This window comes from Neobacillus niacini (genome assembly GCF_030817595.1).
Lineage (GTDB): Bacteria > Bacillota > Bacilli > Bacillales > Cytobacillaceae > Neobacillus > Neobacillus niacini_G.
Genome location: NZ_JAUSZN010000001.1, coordinates 2,438,035 through 2,459,549 on the forward strand (window position 1 = coordinate 2,438,035; position 21,515 = coordinate 2,459,549).

The window sequence follows — 21,515 nt, forward strand, 5'->3', positions numbered from 1 at the left end:
ATTTAGGCATTGTTTTATTTCGAATTTTCCTTAGCAAGAATTTCATTCATCTTTTTAGCAACTGTATCCAATGCTTTATCAATCGACTGCTGTCCCAAAAAGGCTCCTTGAATTTCTTTTGTTTCAACATCCTGCCACTCAGAGGTGTTTTTGGAAATCGGATATGGTACTCCATATTCCTGTGCATCAAGAAATACTTGTAAATCTAATGAAGGAATAGATTTAAGCCAAATGTCACTTATGTCTTTATCAGCAGGAATAGAAAATCCAGTTTCAGCAATGACTTTATTACCTTCTTTACCTGATAAAGCTTTGATTAAATCCCATGACAATTTATCATTCTGCGTTTTGTCGTTCATCGCCCAGCCGATACCGTGAACAATCGAAGCAGCTTGTTTACCCTTTGGAAGCGGAGCAACACCCAAATTATCACCGAGTACTTCTTTAAATTCTCCTGCGCTTACAGATATTGCAGGCAACATCGCAACTTTCTCGGATAGGAACAACTGCTTACCTTCTGTCTCCATAACGGTTTGAGCTGAAGGAGAGATCCCCTTGTCGATGATCTTCTCGATAAATTTAAATGCTTCTTTCGTTTCTGGTGTATCAAATCCAGATTTTGTTTTATCTTCGCTAATAATAAAACCGCCTGCTTGATGTATCAGGTTATAATAAACCTGTTGACTTGCTTTAATATCCATGGAATACCCATAAACACCGTTTTCTTTATCGGTAAGCTGCCCGCCGACCTTTTCAATATCCTCCCATGTCCATGTCTCATCTGGATAAGGAATTCCGGCTTCATCAAAAAACTTTTTATTATAATAAAGCCCAACAGAGTCAATAAAATAAGGAGCAGCATGCAATTTTCCTTCATAACTATATAAATCTACAACTGCAGGGAAATAGTCTTCCTTCTTATATTCACCGTCTTCCTGAATATAAGGTTCTAAATCCTTAATAAAACCAGAGGAAGCATATTGATAGAAATTCGGCCCGTTCATCCAGAAAACATCTGGACCTTTTCCACCGCCAATGCTGGTTTTCAGCTTGGTCCAATAATCCTCCCAAGGTGTATATGTTACATTGACTTTGACATCAGGGTGCTTCTTATTAAATTCTTCAATCGATTTATCTACTGCAGCGCTGGCATTTTTATCCCATAAAGCTACTTCAAGTGTCTTTTTATCTTTGCCGCCGCTTGCTTCGTTACTGCAAGCAGACATAGCTACTACTGTAAAAATTAGAAGCAGGTAAACCCAAAACCTCATTTTTTTCATGTTTATCCCCCTCGATCATTTTGTTCTCATAAACCAATAAAAGATTATAAAAGCAAGGAAGTATAGACTCTGTATGTAGCTTTTTTTAACTTGTATGTATAGAGTTATCATCACCTCCTAAAATGGGCTGTTTGCCCATCAAATAGTAAACTGATATTTTTCCTGTAAAATTACAGCTGCTGCTCCGAGCATTTCAAATTCTGCTTCCAAGGAAGTAGGCTGAATATTTACTTCATCTTTTAAAATCGGTATAACTCGCTTAGAAACGGATTTGTTTAATAAATCTATAAATATACTATTTTCTTGAACAATCTCTCCGCTAAGAATGATCACTTCAGGGTTAAGAAGGTGAATGATATTAGTAATGCTTGTAGAAAGATGTGATACAATCTCTTCCATAATCTCATAGCACAATCTATCTCCTTCATTTAATGCTTTAACAAACACAGCTGGTGTAACCCTATTAATATCACCATCTATTAAATTCCTAATGATTGTTTCCTTTCCTCGTGTCATTAAGGCTGTTACCACTTTCGAAAAAATGGCCGGCCAATTAATATAGTTTTCTAGACACCCTTCATTCCCACATTCACATTTAAGCCCTCCCCTAACGATCGTAGTATGACCAAGCTCCCCTGAACTGCCTTTATATCCTCGGATAATTTGCCCATTGTACATAATTCCTGATCCAACACCATCACCAATCGTGATATATACCAGGTCTTTATATTTCTTGAATGAACCAAAGTAATTCTCTGCAAGTACGTAGGCATTTGTATCATTGTCTAGAAAGGTCGGCAGACCAAATTCATCTTCGACCATTTGCTTTAAAGGGATATCATATAGTTTTAGTTTTGAATTGTAGGAGATGATACCTTTTTTAGCATCTACAATCCCGGGAGTAATAATAGAGATTCCTTCACACCATTGGAGATTTTCTTTAGACTCCAGAAACTGTTTTATGATTTTGATAATTAAGTTGATCATATCCTGACCTTGACAAAAATTAGTGGAATGGATTTCCTTTCTATTGATGCAGCCTTCCAAATTCATTTCAGAAATCTTTATCGATGAATTGGAAATTGAAACACCAATGATAAACCTCGTATTAGGATTGAACCTTAGTAAAACAGGCTTTCTCCCTCCACTGGAAAAACCAACACCATCTTCACGAACATACCCTTCATGAATCAGATCATTGACTGCTGAAGTAACGGTTGTTGGACTTATGTTGATCAATTTCGCTATGTCGCTTCTGGAAATAGGTCCTTCTTTCCGAATCGTGTCCAAAATGATGGACCTATTTAGTTCTTGCATAAGTTTTAAATCACCTGTCCTGCGCATATTCCCAAACACCTCATAATCTATTAGACTTACTTTTTTTAGTGACCTTATTAAGTTTGTAAATTTTTTTGTAATAACAACTCTTTATTTGATGAAAACACCGAGATTGACGAATTACTTTTTCCAGTGTCTTTATTAAGTATAATAAAATGAATTTTCAGAAATGTAAACACTTTCATAGAAAAATATAAAAAATTTAGAAAAATAGGAATATTTTCCCGGATACCTTTTACCAACTTTACATTATTTTTAACAGTCCTGAAGTCGGATCAAAAAAAATAAAAGAGGGAATAGAAGAAGTATCTTTAGAAATTGGGCTCAATGTAATTTTCCAGTCAAGCAAGGACAAACATTTGTCCTTGCTTTTTACTAACCTATCTAAATTAACCCAACAGGAATTTGTCGGGTTAATTTAAATATTCTTATTTTTTAAGCAACAGGTAAACTTAACTCAGGGATTTCTAAAAATTTCTTAATAGCTAGTGCACAGGCACCCATGACACATGCATTTGTTCCAAGTTCTGATAATAATATCTCTTTATAACTACTTATTGAGGAGCTTAATCTCAATTTAATTTTACTTTCTGCTTCAGGAAAAAGTTTCAATAATTCACTATTTAATACCAAAGTTTCAGGATTTAGTAAATTAATGATATTATTTAAACCGACTACGAAATACTTAATAAACTCATCGATTTCATTTATAACTACTGGGTCTCCAGCTTTAATAAAATTTTCGATATCCCTATAGTTCAATTTTGATTTATCAAGTTTTTCGGATAATTGTTTAAAGAAGCTGCCTTCAGAAGCATACAGCTCCCAACAACCAGAATTCCCGCAATTACAAGGTTTGCCATCAGGATTGATAATCATGTGACCAATTTCTCCAGTGTAACCAAGATACCCTTTTACCAATTCCCCATTCATCAAGACTCCTAGACCTATTCCAGAATACATATTAATACTGATTAAAATCTCACTAGTATGGCAACTGAATACTTTTTCTGCAAATGCACATAAATTTGCATTATTTTCAATAGAAACTGCCAAATCCAAATGTTGCTCAAGATCTCCCTTTAGGTTCATGTTATGCCATTTATGCTGTGGAACAAAACCTATGGTTTCATCATTCTTTACGGTTCCATGGATTCCAATTACCACACCGACAATTCCATAACGACTTTGAGAAAATGTTTCCTTATATTTATTAATTTGGCTTATTAAGATTTCAAGAACCTCATCATAGTACGAGTTTCCTAACTCTACTTTATCGGAACTTACTGGTTTTCCTATTAAATCAGATACAGTAAATGTAATATCCCGATAGTCCAAATCAATACCTATTGCATAGCCAGCATGGTAATTGAGAGAAAGCATGATTGGCTTTCTCCCAACAGTGTAATACTCCTGATGTGTCTCAATGAGTAAACCTTCCTCAATTAATTGAAGATAAGGAATTAACGTACGAACAAAAGTTAGAAAGAGAAAACGAACTTCTTCGTTTAGAGGTAGAATATTTAAAAAAGTTGCGAGCTTTTCAGATGGATCCGAAGGGCTATCTCGAAAAGCACAAGCAGCATTATCATTCGAACTTAAAGAAACCTTCAAACCAAAAGATGTTTTACAAATAGTCGGCATTCCTGAATCCACCTACCATTATCATATAAAAATGATGAATAAGGAGAATCCAGACCAGGAGTTGGAGGAACTTATTCAATCCATTTTCGAAGAACATAACGGAAATTATGGTTATCGTCGTATTCAATTAGAATTAGAAAACCGTGGGTATGAAGTGAATCATAAGAAGGTGCAACGCATCATGAACGAGCTTGGGCTCAAGGGAGATAAATTCAAATTAAAATCACGCAAGTACAGTTCATACAAGGGTACAACTGGAACTGTTGCCAAGAACCTTATCAATCGCCGCTTTAAAACGAATGTGTGTCATCAAAAACTAACAACAGATATTACAGAATTTAAGTGTTCAGACGGTATTAAGCTATATTTAAATCCAATTATGGATATGTTCAATAGTGAAATTCTTTCTTTTGGTATAGGTATGCGTCCAACCTTAGATTTAGCTCTCACCCCCCTCGAGGAAGCACTAGAAATAGTAAAAGATTCAAAGTTTAGAACTACTGTACATTCTGATCAAGGATGGCATTATCAACATAATAAATGGGTGAAAACCCTTAAGAAAAACAAGGTGTTCCAGAGTATGTCTCGTAAAGGAAACTGTTTAGATAATTCGCCAATGGAGAACTTTTTCGGATTACTAAAACAAGAAATGTATTACGGGGAAGCACTATGCTCATATGAGGAATTAAAAAAGAGAATTGAAGAATAATCAGTTATTATAATAACAAGCGTATAAAGCAAAAATTGGCAGGTATGAGCCCGGTTCAATACCGGGTCCATACTAGCCAATTAGCTGCTTAATATAAAACTCTAACTTTTGGGGGTCACATCATTTTTTCCAGACTTTTTATTTTTATTAAAAATATTCAAATTGCAATTGCCGAAAGGGAAGTAAGACACTCATGGTTATTCTCCTGTTCATGTGCCATTATGACTCTTTTTTCTACCAATCTATTTAAATTTCTACAAGCTTAATCAATGATCAAATGATCAATTCCAACTACGTCCTTACTATTACGAAACGTCCCGGCGGATACACCAACCGTTTTGCGGAATACTTTGTTGAAATAGTTGGCATTTGCATACCCTACCTGGGCAGCAATGTCTGTAACAGAGGAGGTTGATGAACGAAGAAGCTCCGCCGCTTTTTGAATCCTGATTTTGGTCAGGTATTGCACAGGTGTCATATTTAGTTGGTGATGAAACTGCTTAATAAAATAATATCTCGAGAAACCGGATACGGCCGCTATTTCGTCGAGTGTAATCGGTTCATGATAATGTGTTTGGATAAAGGATAAAGCTTTTGTAATCTGAAGAGAGAAACCGTTCGTTGCTTTATCAATATTTCTGATGAAACGGTAACACTCCATAATGAACTCATAAGCTTTTGCAGAAGCGTAATAGGTATCGGTAATCTTTTGATCATATGTGTCTTGATAGATTTTCAGCAAAAGCTGGATCAGCTTTGAATCCGGAGGCACTTTCAAGACAGGACCGTTTTGTTCTTTCATTAACCTCCAGCAATCGGCAGCTTCTCTTCCCACTAATGTAATAAACATAAACTCCCATCCATCGCTATCCTTTGGAAAGTAATAACGATGATCGCTAGGAATCTCAACAATGAAGGCTTCTCCTGCCTTCACGGTATAACTTTTATCCGGTATTTCAAGCATTCCCGATCCTGACAGCGTGTATTGAAACACAAATGTGCCAACATCTTTCCGCTTTAACCCATCCCAATCGTAATCTGTACCGGGGATTTTCTCTTCTCGGCCAAGAGAGAAAATGTTTGCCACATCGTTAGGAACTACATCTTGAAACCGAAAACCGTACGTTCCATACTCCTTTACTTGTTTACCTCTATAAGCCAAAGGCAATATTTTACCCTCCAATCACACTAACTTACCATTGAGGTTCTTATATAAACAACTTACTATTATTATAACAACAAAAAAACAAAGATGAATATGGGACGGTAGGTTGTTCTCAAGACAATTTTTTATCCTAAGTAGTCCCACTTTCACCTTACAGGAGGTAAATTTATGTCAAAAATCACATTTATTGGTGCAGGAAGTACAGTTTTTGCAAAAAATGTTCTTGGTGACTGCCTACATGTTCCGGCATTAGCTGGTTTCGAGTTCGCATTATTTGATATCGATGTGCAACGCTTAAAAGACTCGGAAAATATGTTAAACAATTTAAAACAAAGCCTAAAAGCAAACATAGTTGTGAAAGCATATTCGGATCGTAAAGAAGCATTGCGAGGAGCAAAATACGTTATTAATGCGATTCAAGTTGGCGGCTACAAACCAAGCACTGTTATAGATTTTGAGATTCCTAAAAAATATGGTCTTCGTCAAACAATAGCTGATACAATCGGGATTGGCGGTATTTTCCGTTCGCTTCGCACCATTCCGGTTATGTGGGATTTCGCCAAGGATATCGAAGAGGTTTGTCCCGATGCCCTGTTTTTAAATTACACAAATCCAATGGCAACATTAGTAGGGGCAATGCTTCGTTATACAAATGTAAAAACCGTCGGATTATGCCATAGCGTACAAGTTTGCACAGAGCACCTTTTTAGATCCTTAGGTATGGATTATGAAGGAGTAGAAGAAAAAATCGCAGGTATCAACCATATGGCATGGCTTCTTGAGATCAAACGTGACGGCAAAGATTTATACCCGGAAATTAAACGCCGTGCAAGAGAAAAACAACAAACAAAACATGATGAAATGGTCCGCTTCGAATTAATGGACAAATTCGGATACTACGTAACGGAATCATCTGAGCATAATGCCGAGTACCATCCATACTTCATTAAACGCAATTATCCGCATTTGATAGAGAAATACAATATCCCTCTTGATGAGTATCCGCGTCGTTGTGTAGAGCAAATTGAACGCTGGGACAAAATGCGCAACGAAATCGTCAACAATGCACAGCTTACCCATACCCGTTCTCACGAATATGGTTCCCGTATTATTGAAGCAATTGAGACGAATGTTCCATTTAAATTTGGTGGCAACATTTTAAATACGGGACGCTTAATTAACAATTTACCGGAAAAAGCTGTTGTTGAAGTTTCATGCGTTGCTGACCGCAGCGGAATCACTCCTTGCTATGTAGGAGATCTTCCAGAACAGTTAGCCGCCCTTAACCGTACAAATATTAATACACAGCTTTTAACCATTGAAGCAGCGGTAACGAATAAGCGAGAACATATCTATCAGGCAGCCATGCTGGACCCTCATACAGCCGCTGAATTATCAATGGACGACATCATTGCAATGTGCGATGACTTAATTGAAGCTCACGGTGACTGGATTCCTAAATTCGACGATCGAAAAACAATATCGTTCATATAACAAAATCAAAATATTAGGGCTGCTCCAATTTTGGAGAGCCCTTGGTGTTAATTCATATAGCGATATTCTCTCAGACTATTCAAAATAGAGATTTCCTGTAATAATTGCTCTCCAACATTCGTTTCTCTAACCTTTTTTCTCTTTAACTCTTCATCTACCACTCTTTTAATTGATAAAACGTCTGTCCCGTTAAGTAAAACATCTTCTTTTGAATTAAAATGCTTATGGGCTACCAGTTGCATACCGAAGGAATTATATAGTAACGTATATCCGGCTATTCCTGTTGTTGATTGATAAGCTTTGGAGAAACCTCCATCAATCACGATCATCTTACCATTTGCTTTAATTGGATTTTCTCCCTCAATTTCTTTAACTGGTGTATGCCCGTTAATAATATGACCATTGTCAGGATTCAGATCAAAATCGGTTAGGATTTTACGGCAAATCTCTTCATTTTCACGTAAATAGTAGTATGGGTTCTTTCTCTCTTTATGAGTTGCCTTGTCCTTAATAAAGTACCTCTCAAAAGTGGTCATTTCTCTTTTTCCAAAAAGTGATGAATATTCACCTGTCCATAAATACCAGACCATATCTGTCGCAAGATCATCTGTCACTTCAGGATGTGCAAAAGCATGCCGTAAATACCGTTCAAACACATCAAGTAATTCACGACCTGAATAGGTGTTATTTTCAATAACCATTTTTTCCATATTCCCGTCTTCATCTAAAGGAATACAGCCATGTATTAATAGGTTCCCGTTATATTTTAAATAAAGACTCCCTTTTTTCATAAGAAAATTCATATGTCTGGCCAGCTTTTCTGAATGTTGAACCGAAAATAATAATCTTTCCATCACCTGCTTTTCTTCTTCTAGTAATTGATCAGGCTGCTCTGGATTTACCGTTGCGAAGCAAGTATTTTCTAGAGGGTAGGTTTTCCCATAGATTGTTATTTCGTTCTTGTCATAATCAATTTTCTCAAGCAAAAGCCTTTCTGACATATTAAAATACGGGCGTCGCTTTATTATAGGTATTTCGAGTTTGAATTGAATCATTGCAATGGCTTGATGAATTTTCGTAATTTGCAATTTTTCATGATCAGATTGATTCTTATCTGAATGTACCTTAGGTCTGAAAGCAGGATTATCCTGATAGTATTTCTCTGCAAGATTCAAGAGAGGTCTTAGATTGATTCCATATACATCTTCAATAATATCCAGATTGTCATATCTTGCACAGATACGAATGATATTAGCAAGACAAACCATTGAACCAGCAAAAGCACCTATCCAAAGTACATCATGGTTTCCCCATTGAATATCCACGGAATGATAATTAATTAGCGTATCCATGATTTTATCAGGTTCTGGTCCACGATCATAAATATCCCCCACTACATGGAGATGATCGACAACCAGTCTCTGAGTGCTATACGCAAGCCCTATTATGAGTTTATCAGCCTGACCTAAGGAGATAATCTGCTCGACAATTTCTTTATAATACTGCTCCTTATTTTCAGTTTGATTGGTTTTGTATAATAGCTCTTCTATAACAAACACAAACTGACTCGGCAATGCTTTTCGTAATTTCGAACGTGTATATTTGGAGGAAGCATGAGAAATAAGCCTTATCATCCGCTCAATGATTACGATATACCATTGGTGTAATTCTTGTTCGTTGCTAAAATGATTTTTCATTAATTTTAATTTTTCTTCAGGATAATACACCAATGTCGCAAAATCATTGATTTCTTTTTCAAATAAAACATCTTGAAACAAGTCTCTGATTCTCTTTTTTACGTTCCCTGAACCATTTCTTAGTACATGTTGAAATGCTTGATACTCGCCATGCAAATCACTGACAAAATGTTCTGTCCCCTTTGGCAGATTAAGAATGGCTTCCAGATTAATAATTTCAGTCACCACTTTTTCTTCACAATCATATTTTTGGACAAGTAAATCCAGGTATTTTGAATTCAAATTATGTATCCCCTTTCAAAAATTCAACATTAACTACTATTTTAATAGATTGGGATTAATTTATATATTATATTATCAAATAAAACTGAAAACTGAAAACATAGTCTATGTTATAATGAAGGTGCTTACATAGGGAGTTTGTCTAATTATCTATCTTTCTATCTATAATATTCAACATAATCGGTCTGGAGTTGGAAAAATGTATACTATATTTGGACGTTTAAATCCAGTTTTAGAGTGGACTTCTAAGCTGGCAGGTATAAATCTATTATGGGTTTTGTTTAACTTCCCCATTGCTTACCTTACATTATCTTTATTTACTGTTAAAGAGATGTGGCAGATAGGCTTTCTGATTATGACCATTGCTGTGCTGGTACCATTTATTTTTTTTCCGGCAACTACGGCTATGTTTGGTATTGTTAGAAAATGGGTTATGAAGGAAGAAGTGCCAATTTTTCGATTCTTTTGGAAATACTATAAGGAAAATTATAAGAGGAGTCTTGTGGGTGGATTGATTTTTTCAGTTCTTTGGGCCATTGTTGGTGTTGACTATTATTATTTCCATACCCGCATTCACTTAGTTAGTTATCTATTTTTATTCCTCATGGTTTGGTTGTTACTTATTACCCTTTTCTTTTTTGCCCACACAGTGCATACAGACACCAAATTCGGACAAGGATTAAAAAATGTATTCATTTTATCGATTGCTAACCCAATTTACTCGATTGGGCTTGCAATATCTAGTATTGTCATCTTATATGTTAGTTTCACGAAATTAACCTTTTTGCTGCCATTCTTCACCGGCGGTGCTATATCTTTCCTTGCATTCTTTGCTTACAATAAGGTATTTACTAATATTGTCCAGATTCAACAAAAAACTTCAGAGGAAAAATCCTCTTGATAGAGGATACGTCAACTTAAGGCTAGTAGTCTCTAGATTGTTGAAAACGAGCAGCTTATATAAAAAGTCCTCTCAACTGAGAGGACTTTTGTGTTCCATTTATTCATTTACATATGTAGATCCACTCTAGGTTTAACAATCTTAAAGCTATCCTCAGTTTCCTCTACTTCATAAATCTTTGCTCGAGATTCAGGTGTACTGAATGGCTGATGAAGAATAAGCATCCATTGACCTTCAAATGTTTTAAAAAGCATGCCGTGTCCACTATCTCCAGCAACTAATGGTTCCAGTTGTTCCCACGGCCCTGCTAGCTTACCAGACTTAGATCTAGCAATCGTTTGGACATAGCTTCCATTGCTATAGCTTGACCAGAGCATAACAAGGTGACCGCCTTTTGTTCGATACAATTGACACCCATCAGATACATAATTTAAAGACTTCACGCTAGGCTTTATTTCAGCATTAAGCCACGGTGCATCGGACGCCTTAAAAAGGTGTAGTGGCTCACCATCTGCTGCTGATAAATCATTCTTCAATGGAATTGCTTCAAACGTACCATCGATAACCTGAATCCACTCATGACAATAGACCATCCATGGCTTTCCATCCTCATCCTCATATAAGGTTCCATCTAATGTCATGAAGTCTCGAGGTGGCACTGGCCCATCTTTTTTTATTAATTCAAAAGGACCTTCTGGCGAGTCTGATACCGCGATACTTGTACCACGAAGATGAGTGGTCTTCCAAACCTCCGGCGGTTCTGCTATGATGCGATCTCGATTATGTAACGTAACGAACAGATAATATTTACCATGATAATGGTGAACCTCTGGAGCCCACGTCCCATGCTGTGGATGTGCCCATGTTCCATCAGGAATTTCGAAAACGACATAAGGACCTTCCCAATCATTTAAATCCTTACTCTTATACGCTAGAACTCCATTTTTCTCTAAATCTGTTAATTGTGGAATTCCTGTTGTATACATATAATACGTATTCGTTTCTCTATGCACCAAGACATAAGGGTCATGTGCAGGAATATCTTTAAGTCGATGCCCCTTTTGGGGATTTAAAGTATCAGAAGCACTATTATACGGCATACATACATCTCCCGCCTTATCATTTTTTAACGAAATAAGACCTCCGGGTATTAACTCAAATCGTCAGTACCCGGATTCCCAAAGGATTTTACTTAACATCGATACCTACAGCACAACCTTCCAAATCCTCAGATGAAGTTTTTACTATAATCGTCCCTACTTGATCAGTGGCTTTCACATAGATTAATAATTTTCCATGGAAGGCCTTTCGGTAGTTTGCTTTATAATCTTGATGGCTTACAGGGTTACTACATTCAATCCCTATAATTTCACCAGGTCCTTCGATGGTACAATGGATTTCATTTTCTGCACTATATACAAGATTATTGGCTTGATCAAGGATATTCACTTCTATATGTGCTACATCCTCTTTGTCTGCTTTAAGAGAAATTGTATCCGCGCGCAACTGTAACTTCGCAGGTTTATCAGCTGTCTTTAATTCATGTATACAAGAAATGTTTCCGTTTCTTATCCCTACCGCCTTTAACGTACCCTTAGAATATGGAATGTCCCAATATATGGTTCCAGCTGGGAAGTCTTCACGTTTTTTGACCCCAACAGATTCACCATTTAGAATTAAATCCGCTTCAGGACAATTTGTACAGCAAGCGACCCTTACTGTTTCTCCTTCATTCCCATCCCAGTGGCAAACAACCTGATGGTCCCAGTAAACTTGATCAGGATTCTCTTCTTTAAAGGAAGTCAATCCGATATGGACCATATCTTGATCGGACCATTCACTTTGCTTGAAATAGAACAAAGGTTTTTTGAATCCAGCAAGATCAAGCAATCCAGGAGTAGCATGACGAATTGGCCATCCACGAGCTTCTCCCAAATGGTCAATCCCTGTCCAAATAAATTGTCCTGATATAAAGTCATTATTTGCTACAGCCAGCCATGCATCGTGATGCCTTCCGTTTTCACTTCCATAAATCACTCTATTCGGGTATTTTTTATGGTCCTCAGAATAAAGGAACTCCTGATAGTTATAGCCAACCACGTCAAGAGCATCTGGAAATTCAGTTTCATTTGACATAATGACACTTGCCAAAGCTGCTGTAACAGGTCGGGTCGGATCATATTGCTTTACAACCTTTGCCAGCCTTTTCGAAATAGCACCCATTCCCTTTGCATCAGGTTTGTCAGCTTTGTAACGTTCTCCTAGCACTGGATGTGAATAGGGATCATTTGGATAATCAATTTCATTCCCAATACTCCAGAAAACAATTGACGGATGGTTCCGGTCCCTTAATACCATATCCCTCAAATCTATCTCTGCCCATTCAGTAAAATCGGAAGCATATCCATCTAGTGAAGGCTCGCCTTTATTCCAACCCTCTACCCATTTGTTCTTAGGATGTTCCCATTCATCGAATGCTTCATCTTGGACTAAAAACCCGTAAGAATCACACATATCTAGTAACTCTGGTGCAGGAGGATTATGGCTCATTCTAATTGCATTTACACCAGCTTCTTTTAATAGTTGCAAACGTCTGTGCCAGACCTTTTCAGGAACAGCCGCTCCAAGACAGCCTGCGTCATGATGGATACAGACACCCTTCATCTTAATATTTTTTCCATTAAGATAAAATCCAGAGTCCACATCGAAATGAAAAGATCGAACACCAAGTGTGGTAGTCTCACAATCTATTACTTCCCCATCTCTTATCACCTGCGTTTCAACCCTGTATAAATACGGATTTTCCGGTGACCAGAGATTTGGCTGATCTAGGAAAAGAGAATGAGAAAAGTCTTGTTCACCATTTGCTGGAATGATCTCCACAGATGAACAGTCGCTTATTTTCTTGCCTGAAGCATCTCTAATTTGATGTTCAATTTGGAATGTAGCTTCGTTATCATATTCATTTTTCAAACTTGATTGAATGTGGATTTCTGCTTCTGATGGTGTAATATTTGGAGTCGTGACAAAAATACCATAAGGCTTAATGTACAAGTGATCTGTCAAATTGATGAAAACATTTCGATAAATTCCAGACCCTGTATACCAACGAGAATCAGCAAAATCGGTATGATCTACTTTGACAGCAATCACATTTTCTTGTGTTTCGAAGTTTAAATATGGGGTTAAGTCATACTGAAATGAGCTGTATCCATAAGGTCTTTTACCAAGAAAATGTTCATTAATCCACACTTCACTATTTTTATAAATGCCATCGAATTGAATAAACACTTTCTTTCCCTTTATGCTATCAGGAACAATAAATTCCTTTCGATACCAACCAATTCCTCCTGGCAAATATCCTGTTGAACTTGCATATTCCTTCTTAAAGGGGCCTTCTATACTAAAATCATGCGGCAGGTCTACGATACGCCAATCTGAATCATCAAACTTAATTTTAAATGCATCGGAATTGTCACCTTTTAAGAATTTCCAATCAAAGTTAAACTTTCTGCTCTTAACGGACAATTCCCATTCTTGCGCTATTACATTTACCATATTCAACTTACACCCCTTATCATTGATAAACTAGTATCCTTAAATCGTAGAAATGGCAGACCGATAGATAAAGGGCTATCAAGAATATATGATAGCCCTCTTTTATTGTAATTTATCCCTGACTAGTTGCCTTCTACAAGCTTCTTATATTCATTCATTTGTTTTTGGATCTCTTTTTGAACCTTTTCATAACCTGCTGCTTCCAATCTCTTACGGAAATCTTTGACAGCTTTTTCCGGATCCCCAGCTTTACCGAATGCAATCGCTGGCACCAATTGTGCAGTCACTTGTGATAGAGCAGAAAGTTCAGCTTCTACCGGAGTACTATCAAATACAAATTGGCCATATGGGTACGGCTTTTTAATGGTATCGTACTGCGCATAAATCTCAGACATTCCTTCCCATTTGTCAGCACTAGGGATTTCGAATTTGTCTACACGACCACCCCAGAAGTTAGCAGAGAATGCATCTTTTGTTTCATCGTAGCCTTCAGGACGAACACGTTTGCCGTCTACAATCTCGTATTGTACTCCCTCAATACCATAGTTAAATAGTTTGTAAATTTCCTCATCGTTTCGAATTAGATCATATACCATAAGCGCACGTTCAGGGTTTTTGCTGTGAGCACCAACCGCTGTAGCACCGTGAGTAATCGACATTGAAACTAAGTTGTCACGTGTATCAGACCAAGCAAACATATCGATTTCTGAACCTGGTTGTTTAAGGTCCATTTGTGGACGTAAGCCTGAGAATGTTTCTGTGTGGTGTTGATCAGCACCTGTTTTTCCAGCTTGGAATAAAGCGCGGGTGTCACCTTTATAGTTCAAAACATCAGAACGCCAGTAGCCTTTATCTGCCCAATCCTTCATCATCTTTGCATAGTCTACAAACACATCTTCGAACACAGGACTCATAACGGTATACTTATCTTCATAGGATTCTGCCCAATAAATTGGGAATACACCTGTTGTAATTGGAAGTTCAATCGCATCGGAATAAGAAGTTGTATAACCCCATGCCGTTGTAACGTTTGTTCCTGGTGTATCCCAAGGAATTACACCCTTTTTATTATCTTTAATGCCCTGGAAGTATTTACCGAGTGTTTCAAAATCTTTAATTGGTTCAGTGATTCCAAATTCTTTTGCCCAATCTGTACGATAGAAAAAGCCGTGGTTAACCCATTGAGTATAAGAGTCCTCAGGAATCATAACAATTTTGCCATCATATTTTGTTTCTTCCCAACTTTCTTTGGAAACCTCTTCAAATGTCTTAGGAGCATATTTAGGCAGGAGGTCGGTAATATCCATGAATGCTCCTTTTTGTGCATTTCCCCAAGCATCTAACCAGTCAGTAGCAGTGATAATTAAATCGACCGGTTCTCCAGATGCTAGAGTTAGATTATACTTTGTCATATAATCAGCCCATTCAATCCATTTTAGCTGGAGTTTAGCGTTTACTTTTTCTTTTAATTTTGTATTTACTTGTTCCATTACTTTTTCTAATTGTCCGTTGGTCGGTTTATCTCCCAACACCATCATGGTAATGGTTACCTCTTTAGAAGTATCAACTTCACCATTTGCGTTTGTTTTTGTACCAGAGTCAGAGTTTTTTGAACCCGTTTGACTTGAGCCGCTACAGGCCACAAGGCTAAAAGTCAACAACATAACCAAAAATAATACCAAGATTCTTTTTATCCTCACCATTTTATTGCCTCCCTTTTAAATTTTACTAATTGTTACTCTCTATGAAACAAGGAAAATTCCTTAATCATATTCCATTACCCTTTTACTGCACCAACTGTAATACCTTGTATAAAGTACTTCTGTACAAACGGATAAAATAGAATAACAGGTCCAGTAGCGACAATGGCTGTTGCCATTTTCATACTTTCCAATGGTATGTCTTGCGGCGTTACATTGGCGGATGCAGCTGAATTTCTAATGAAATCAGCACTTGTGATTACGTTATAAAGAAACAACTGTAACGGTCTATATTCCATATTCGGTGAAAGGAAAAGCATGGAATTATACCATTCATTCCAATACCCGAGGGCAATGAAAAGTCCGATTGTCGCCAAAGCAGGGGTAGTCATCGGAAGAATAATTCTTAAGAAAATTGTGAAATCACCTGCACCATCCATCTTTGCAGATTCCGTAATCTCATGTGGAATCGACTTTACAAAAGCCTTCATCATAATGATGAGAAAAGGACTCAGCAATCCTGGCAAGAGTACTGCTAAGTAATTATCTTTAAGATGCAGATACTGCGTTATTAAGAGATAAAACGGGACGAGTCCACCTGAAAAAAGAGTGGTAAAGTAGATATAAAATGATATTTTATTACGATACAAGAAATCTTGGCGCTGCAAGGCATAACCTGTCATTGCTACAATAAATAGACCTACTGCAGTTCCGACAACCGTAATGATCATCGTTACCATATAGGATCCAATCACAAGTCTTGGATTCTTGAAAACAATTTCATAGGCAAAGGTAGAAAACTCTTTCGGCCATAAAGAGAAACCGCTTTCCATAATGGCCCTCTCAGATGTTAAGGAAGATGACAAGATTAAGACGAACGGTAAAAGACAACATAGAGCAAATAAACCAATAAAACCATATCCAATCAAACGAACCATTATCGTAGAAAAATCTATATTACGTCTTGCTGAGTTTTCCATACATACGTTCCTCCTTTAAAACAAAGAGTTTTCTGGTGAAACTTTTTTCACAATCCAGTTGGCTGTAAGGACAATAAAGAGACCCAAAATAGATTGATATAAACTTACCGCACTTCCCAATGAGAAGTTAAAATTCGTCATCAACGTTCGGAAAACGTAGGTTTCAATAATATCTGTTGTTGGATAGAGCATGGTATTATTCGCACCAACAAGGTTATAAAATAAACCGAAATTCCCTTTTAATACTCCACCTAAAGAGAACAATAGCAGAATGATAAAGGTTGGCTTAAGATAAGGAATAATGATATATCGAATACGCTGGAAAGCGTTAGCTCCATCGATTTCTGCTGCTTCTAAAATGGATTTGTCAAGGCCCATGATCGCTGCGAAATAGACGATCGATCCATAGCCTGTTGATTGCCATAGGAACGTAATGACAATAATATATGGCCAAATTGCCGGATTCGAATAAGTCTCCACTGGATCCATGCCAATCATTTTTAAAAATGAATTAAGTATCCCATAATCGTAACTAAGTATGTTATAAGCTAAAAGTCCAACTAAAACGGCAGAAATAAAATGCGGCAGAAACATAAGTGTTTGTGATATCTTTTTGAACCATTTATTTCTTAGTTCGTTAAGCATGATGGCTACAGCTATTTGGAGGATATTACCTAAAATGATAAAAGCAATATTATAAGCAATCGTATTAAAGGTTAACTTCCACAAATCACCAGTCATAACCAAAAAGCGAAAATTATCAAAGCCAACGAACGCGCTCTTAAAGATTCCAAGTGAATAATCAAAGTTTACAAAGGCAAGATATAGTCCCGGCATTGGCAGGTAAGCAAAAACAGCGAAGAAAATAATGGCAGGTAAACACATAATAAGAAGGGTCCGGTTATTCCACAATCTTTTAAATACAGTATCTTTGGTCTTCGTTTTAACAATAGGTGCTTGGTGTGATTGCACCGTAACGGTTTTCATATAAATCCCCCCTAAACAACACGATTTTGACACGAGCACTAACAAGTTTTCACAAAAGGAAATAAAACAAAGTGGTTTAATAAACTACTAATCTATCTATCTGTATAAAAAAGTCTTTCTAAAACTACGAAAGGATCTTATATATGAAAGATAAGTTCTTTACCAAATCGCGAAATCGTTTTCAAAGTCATTCTGCAAAATTTCAGACAACTTTTATCATTCATAATTTCTATATAGGTCAAATGAAATGGGTTTCATAATTATTAATAAAAAGTGCAGTTTGTTGTTTAAAGCACTAGTAATTTCCTAGAATACAACATTGAAAGCGGTTACTTAATTTTCATTATATTCATAATCCAATTAAAAGTAAATACCGTATACTGAATTTTCCCATTGTTCCGAAAACTATTTTATATTACACTTCCATTGTATTTCTCCTGCATTAAGAAATGGGTTTCAATATGTTCCCTTGGAAAGTAATGATCATCCAAGGGAACAAACCAACCTTTTTTCAGTAGTTCTTTTCTAACATCCAAAATAAAATTCAGTAAATTTGAGAAGGTACTATAAATTCCTTTATAGTATAATCCCCTTAATTTTAAAAGAATAAGAGTAGAATCGATTTGCAAAGAGTGTGAATTCAGGATGTGTTTTTTGTCCCCAGCTGTCATCTCCGCCTACGCCCATTTGTTTATAATTAATCCTTACTACCGTCTTATCGCTAGATGGTAATTTATATCCGTGATCATGTTCTTCAAGCTCAAATGGTGTGTATGGTAAAGCATTCACCTCGACCGTAGGGCTTCCAGAAATTTTTAATCCTTCCCCCTGCTGATTGGTTAACAATGCCCATCTTACACCTGTTTTATTACCGCATTCCTGTGGTCTTAGGTATGGTACATATTGATCCTTTACTTTACCACTATATATTCCAATTTTCGCGCCTTTCTCTTTATCCCAATAATTTTCATATGGGCCTTTTCCATACCAAGTGATGGTATCAAATCTGCCATCTAGTGTTGTCAGCATTCCAACCTCTGGTATCTCAGAAAGATCGTTCCCTGGTTCTAGCTGATAGTCTACTGTTATTTCTCCATCACCCATAATGGTGTAAACAATCTTGCATGATGACAGTGTTGCCGGCAATGTGAATTCGGTAGTAACTACAGTTGCCGAAGTACTCTTTGCATCAACTAAAAACGATGTAAGAACTTTATTCTTTCCAGCTTCTCTCCATACAGAGCTGCGTTCATTCAATTTATTTCCACGGTCATTATCTGTCATCGCACGCCAAAAATTTAGACCTATGCCATTCTCGAGTAAAGGGATGCCATTAAAACTATAGGACTCTAGGGTTCCGTTGCCTTTATTAAAAATAACATTAAAGCAGTCCCCACTAATTGTTACATAATTGTCTTCTTGAATTACTTTTGTTTGTGGGAAATTGACATGCATACTTTCTGATATTGCATTAACTGTAGGAACCACAAATTGTTCAAAAGCAACTTCATGGCCTTTATCTGCCCAAATTGTGCTATTTTTCAAATGCAGGCTAACAGTTAAAATGTATTCATCAGAATGTTTACATCCTTCAGGAATAGAGTAAGCTAATTTAATCGTTTTTGTGGAGCATGGTTCTACCCTTATTTCTAAGGTGCCTTTTTGAATTACCAAACCATTTTCTGCTAGCTGCCATACGAGTTCGTACTTTTGAAGGTCTGTAAACAGGTAGTTATTTACTACATCAACAAGTCCCTCTTGGAGATTAACTGCAGTAAAGCGGACATTCTGATAGCACTTTTTCACCTCGATAATCTTTGGTGATATCGTACCATCTGCAAAAATCAAACCATTCCCTGAAAAATTCCCATCATGAGGTGTCTCTCCAAAGTCACCGCCATAAGCTAAGTATGGTACACCATCCTTGGTCTTTGTTTCCAAAGCTTGATCCTTCCAGTCCCAAATAAATCCTCCCTGAATAATAGGGTATTGTTCAAATAAATCTGTATACTTGTAAAGGTTTCCACAAGAATTCCCCATTGCATGACTATATTCGCATAAGATGTATGGTTTCGGATTATCCGTGTACTTAGCATATTCAGCATATTTCTTTACACCTTCAGGACTTACATACATTGTACTTTCAATATCTGAAGCAGCTTCTGATTTTCGGTAATGGAAAATTCCTTCATAATGAACAATTCTAGTAGGATCATTCTCCTTTAAAAAATCATGCATTTTTATAAAATTATCCCCGCCAAACGATTCATTCCCAAGCGACCAAATAATTATCGAAGGATGGTTTTTATCTCGTTGAAACATTGAGTTACAACGATCAAGGACGTTTTCCCGCCATTCCACTTTGCTGCCCGGCACCGCATCGCCTTCATCTTTCTGCCCATACCTCCATGTCCCGTGGGTTTCAAGATTTGTTTCATCAATGACATACAATCCATATTGATCACATAATTCGTACCACAATGGATTATTCGGATAATGCGAAGTACGGACGGCATTAATATTATGCTGCTTCATTAATTTTATATCATTAACCATATCTTCATAACCAACAGCTCTCCCTTTATCGGATGCAAACTCGTGTCGATTTACACCTTTGAAGACAATTCTTTTGCCGTTGATTTTCATGAGACCATCTTTTATTTCAAATGTTCGGAATCCTACCTTACAGCTTTCCGTTTCTTTAATGATTCCGCTTTCATCTTTTAAAATCAAAACTAGAGTATAAAGGTATGGACTTTCTGCACTCCATTTAAAAGGATTACTTACATAAGTTGAAGCATTGATCGAAAGGAGGGATTGATTTTCCATATCAACCATTATTTGAAGCGAGTCTTCTAATACAGGGCTTTCTTCATGGTCATAGAGCATCGCTTCAACCGTATAGCCATTCACTGTCTGCTCAAATGCATTTTTGATTTTTGCTTCAATTTTCAATTTAGCGTCCTTATATTCCTGATCCAATTCCGTGGTCACAAAGAAATCATTTATATGAATTTCTGGAGTAGAATACAAATAGACATCTCGAAAAATTCCACTCATTCTCCAAAAATCCTGGTCTTCTAACCAGCTCGCATCACACCAACGATAAACCTCTACCGCTAACTTGTTTTCGCCATCCATTAAGTATGGTGTTAAATCAAACTCGGCCGGTGTAAAGGTATCTTCACTATATCCGACAAATTCTCCATTCACCCACACATAAAAGGCTGATTCTACTCCTTGAAAGTTTATATAAACCGGTTTGCCCTTCCAATCCTCTGAAATCGTGAAACTACGAATATACTGTCCAACAGGATTATAGTTTGTCGGAGCAAAAGGCGGCTTTATATCTTCTTTTCCTTCCCAAGGATATCTAACATTCGTATATTGAGGATAATCATATCCTTGTAACTGCCAGTGTGACGGCACCTTGATTTCATCCCACTCACTAGCATCATAATCGCCCTTATAAAAGTCCTGATTTCTTTTTTTAGGATTCTCATAAAATGCGAACTTCCAATTTCCATTTAACGACTGATAAAATTCAGATGAAGTTCGGTCTCCTTTTAATGCCTCATCTACTGTCCTGTAAGGCATTAATGTTGCATGAGCATCCAATCGATTCAATTGAAAAATCTCGGGGTTGTTATTCCACTCAGGATATCCATTTTTAGGTGGAGAGTATTTATATTTATTCATCAGTTTAAACATAAAACTACCTCACTTCCATAAACTTAATTAAAATCATGAAATCGGTTTCAAATCTATCAAAAAACAAAG

General features: G+C 36.8%; 15 protein-coding genes. 4 read left to right on the forward strand and 11 right to left on the reverse strand.

The features are described 5' to 3' along the window. Positions 1–14: 14 nt before the first annotated feature. The 3 genes from QFZ31_RS11735 to QFZ31_RS11745 form a co-directional block, all read right to left on the reverse strand. Complete coding sequence (locus tag QFZ31_RS11735; RefSeq protein ID WP_307303128.1) at positions 15–1,280, reverse strand: ABC transporter substrate-binding protein; 1,266 nt, start codon at positions 1,278–1,280, stop codon at positions 15–17. Between the two features lie 138 nt (positions 1,281–1,418). Further along, positions 1,419–2,597, reverse strand: coding sequence for an ROK family transcriptional regulator (locus QFZ31_RS11740; protein ID WP_307303129.1), 1,179 nt, complete (start codon positions 2,595–2,597; stop codon positions 1,419–1,421). A gap of 456 nt (positions 2,598–3,053) precedes the next feature. Then, positions 3,054–4,253, reverse strand: coding sequence for an ROK family protein (locus QFZ31_RS11745; protein WP_307311541.1), 1,200 nt, complete (start codon positions 4,251–4,253; stop codon positions 3,054–3,056). Between QFZ31_RS11745 and QFZ31_RS11750 the strand changes: the two genes are divergently transcribed. Beyond that, on the forward strand, positions 4,138–4,971 hold the full coding sequence (locus tag QFZ31_RS11750) for an IS3 family transposase (RefSeq protein WP_307311543.1): 834 nt from the start codon (positions 4,138–4,140) through the stop codon (positions 4,969–4,971). The two genes, QFZ31_RS11745 and QFZ31_RS11750, sit on opposite strands and share 116 nt — an antisense overlap. Then, positions 4,971–5,063: an IS3 family transposase gene (locus tag QFZ31_RS33835; RefSeq protein ID WP_373459918.1), complete on the forward strand. Its 93-nt coding sequence runs from the start codon at positions 4,971–4,973 to the stop codon at positions 5,061–5,063. The genes QFZ31_RS11750 and QFZ31_RS33835 overlap by 1 nt, the downstream gene beginning before the upstream one ends. Positions 5,064–5,233: 170 nt before the next feature. Here the strand turns inward: QFZ31_RS33835 and QFZ31_RS11755 are convergent, their stop codons facing one another. After that, the gene (locus tag QFZ31_RS11755; RefSeq protein WP_307303130.1) at positions 5,234–6,139 is read right to left on the reverse strand and encodes an AraC family transcriptional regulator; all 906 of its coding nucleotides are present in this window, start codon (positions 6,137–6,139) and stop codon (positions 5,234–5,236) included. Between the two features lie 165 nt (positions 6,140–6,304). Here QFZ31_RS11755 and QFZ31_RS11760 point away from each other — a divergent pair, with 165 nt between their 5' ends. Further along, positions 6,305–7,630, forward strand: a complete 1,326-nt coding sequence (locus QFZ31_RS11760; protein ID WP_307303131.1) for an alpha-glucosidase/alpha-galactosidase — start codon at positions 6,305–6,307, stop codon at positions 7,628–7,630. 47 nt (positions 7,631–7,677) lie between these two features. On the opposite strand, the gene fbp is transcribed toward QFZ31_RS11760, so the two are convergent. After that, entirely contained in the window at positions 7,678–9,609 is a 1,932-nt protein-coding gene (fbp, locus tag QFZ31_RS11765; protein ID WP_307303132.1) for a fructose-1,6-bisphosphatase, read from the reverse strand. Positions 9,610–9,808: 199 nt separating this feature from the next. Between fbp and QFZ31_RS11770 the strand changes: the two genes are divergently transcribed. Next, positions 9,809–10,510, forward strand: coding sequence for a YesL family protein (locus QFZ31_RS11770; RefSeq protein ID WP_307303133.1), 702 nt, complete (start codon positions 9,809–9,811; stop codon positions 10,508–10,510). A 107-nt stretch (positions 10,511–10,617) separates the two neighbouring features. Here QFZ31_RS11770 and QFZ31_RS11775 read toward each other — a convergent pair whose 3' ends face one another. From QFZ31_RS11775 to QFZ31_RS11800, 6 genes are all read right to left on the reverse strand, one after another. Beyond that, positions 10,618–11,610 (reverse strand): glycoside hydrolase family 43 protein, encoded by a 993-nt coding sequence (locus QFZ31_RS11775; RefSeq protein WP_307303134.1) that lies wholly within the window; start codon positions 11,608–11,610, stop codon positions 10,618–10,620. Between the two features lie 88 nt (positions 11,611–11,698). Continuing rightward, complete coding sequence (locus tag QFZ31_RS11780; protein WP_307303135.1) at positions 11,699–14,068, reverse strand: glycoside hydrolase family 2 TIM barrel-domain containing protein; 2,370 nt, start codon at positions 14,066–14,068, stop codon at positions 11,699–11,701. Between the two features lie 122 nt (positions 14,069–14,190). After that, positions 14,191–15,771: an extracellular solute-binding protein gene (locus tag QFZ31_RS11785; protein ID WP_307303136.1), complete on the reverse strand. Its 1,581-nt coding sequence runs from the start codon at positions 15,769–15,771 to the stop codon at positions 14,191–14,193. 74 nt (positions 15,772–15,845) lie between these two features. Then, positions 15,846–16,748, reverse strand: a complete 903-nt coding sequence (locus QFZ31_RS11790; protein ID WP_307303137.1) for a carbohydrate ABC transporter permease — start codon at positions 16,746–16,748, stop codon at positions 15,846–15,848. 15 nt (positions 16,749–16,763) lie between these two features. Further along, on the reverse strand, positions 16,764–17,633 hold the full coding sequence (locus QFZ31_RS11795) for an ABC transporter permease (protein ID WP_257029361.1): 870 nt from the start codon (positions 17,631–17,633) through the stop codon (positions 16,764–16,766). Positions 17,634–18,311: 678 nt separating this feature from the next. Continuing rightward, the gene (locus tag QFZ31_RS11800) at positions 18,312–21,446 is read right to left on the reverse strand and encodes a glycoside hydrolase family 2 TIM barrel-domain containing protein (RefSeq protein ID WP_307303138.1); all 3,135 of its coding nucleotides are present in this window, start codon (positions 21,444–21,446) and stop codon (positions 18,312–18,314) included. Positions 21,447–21,515: the final 69 nt, after the last annotated feature.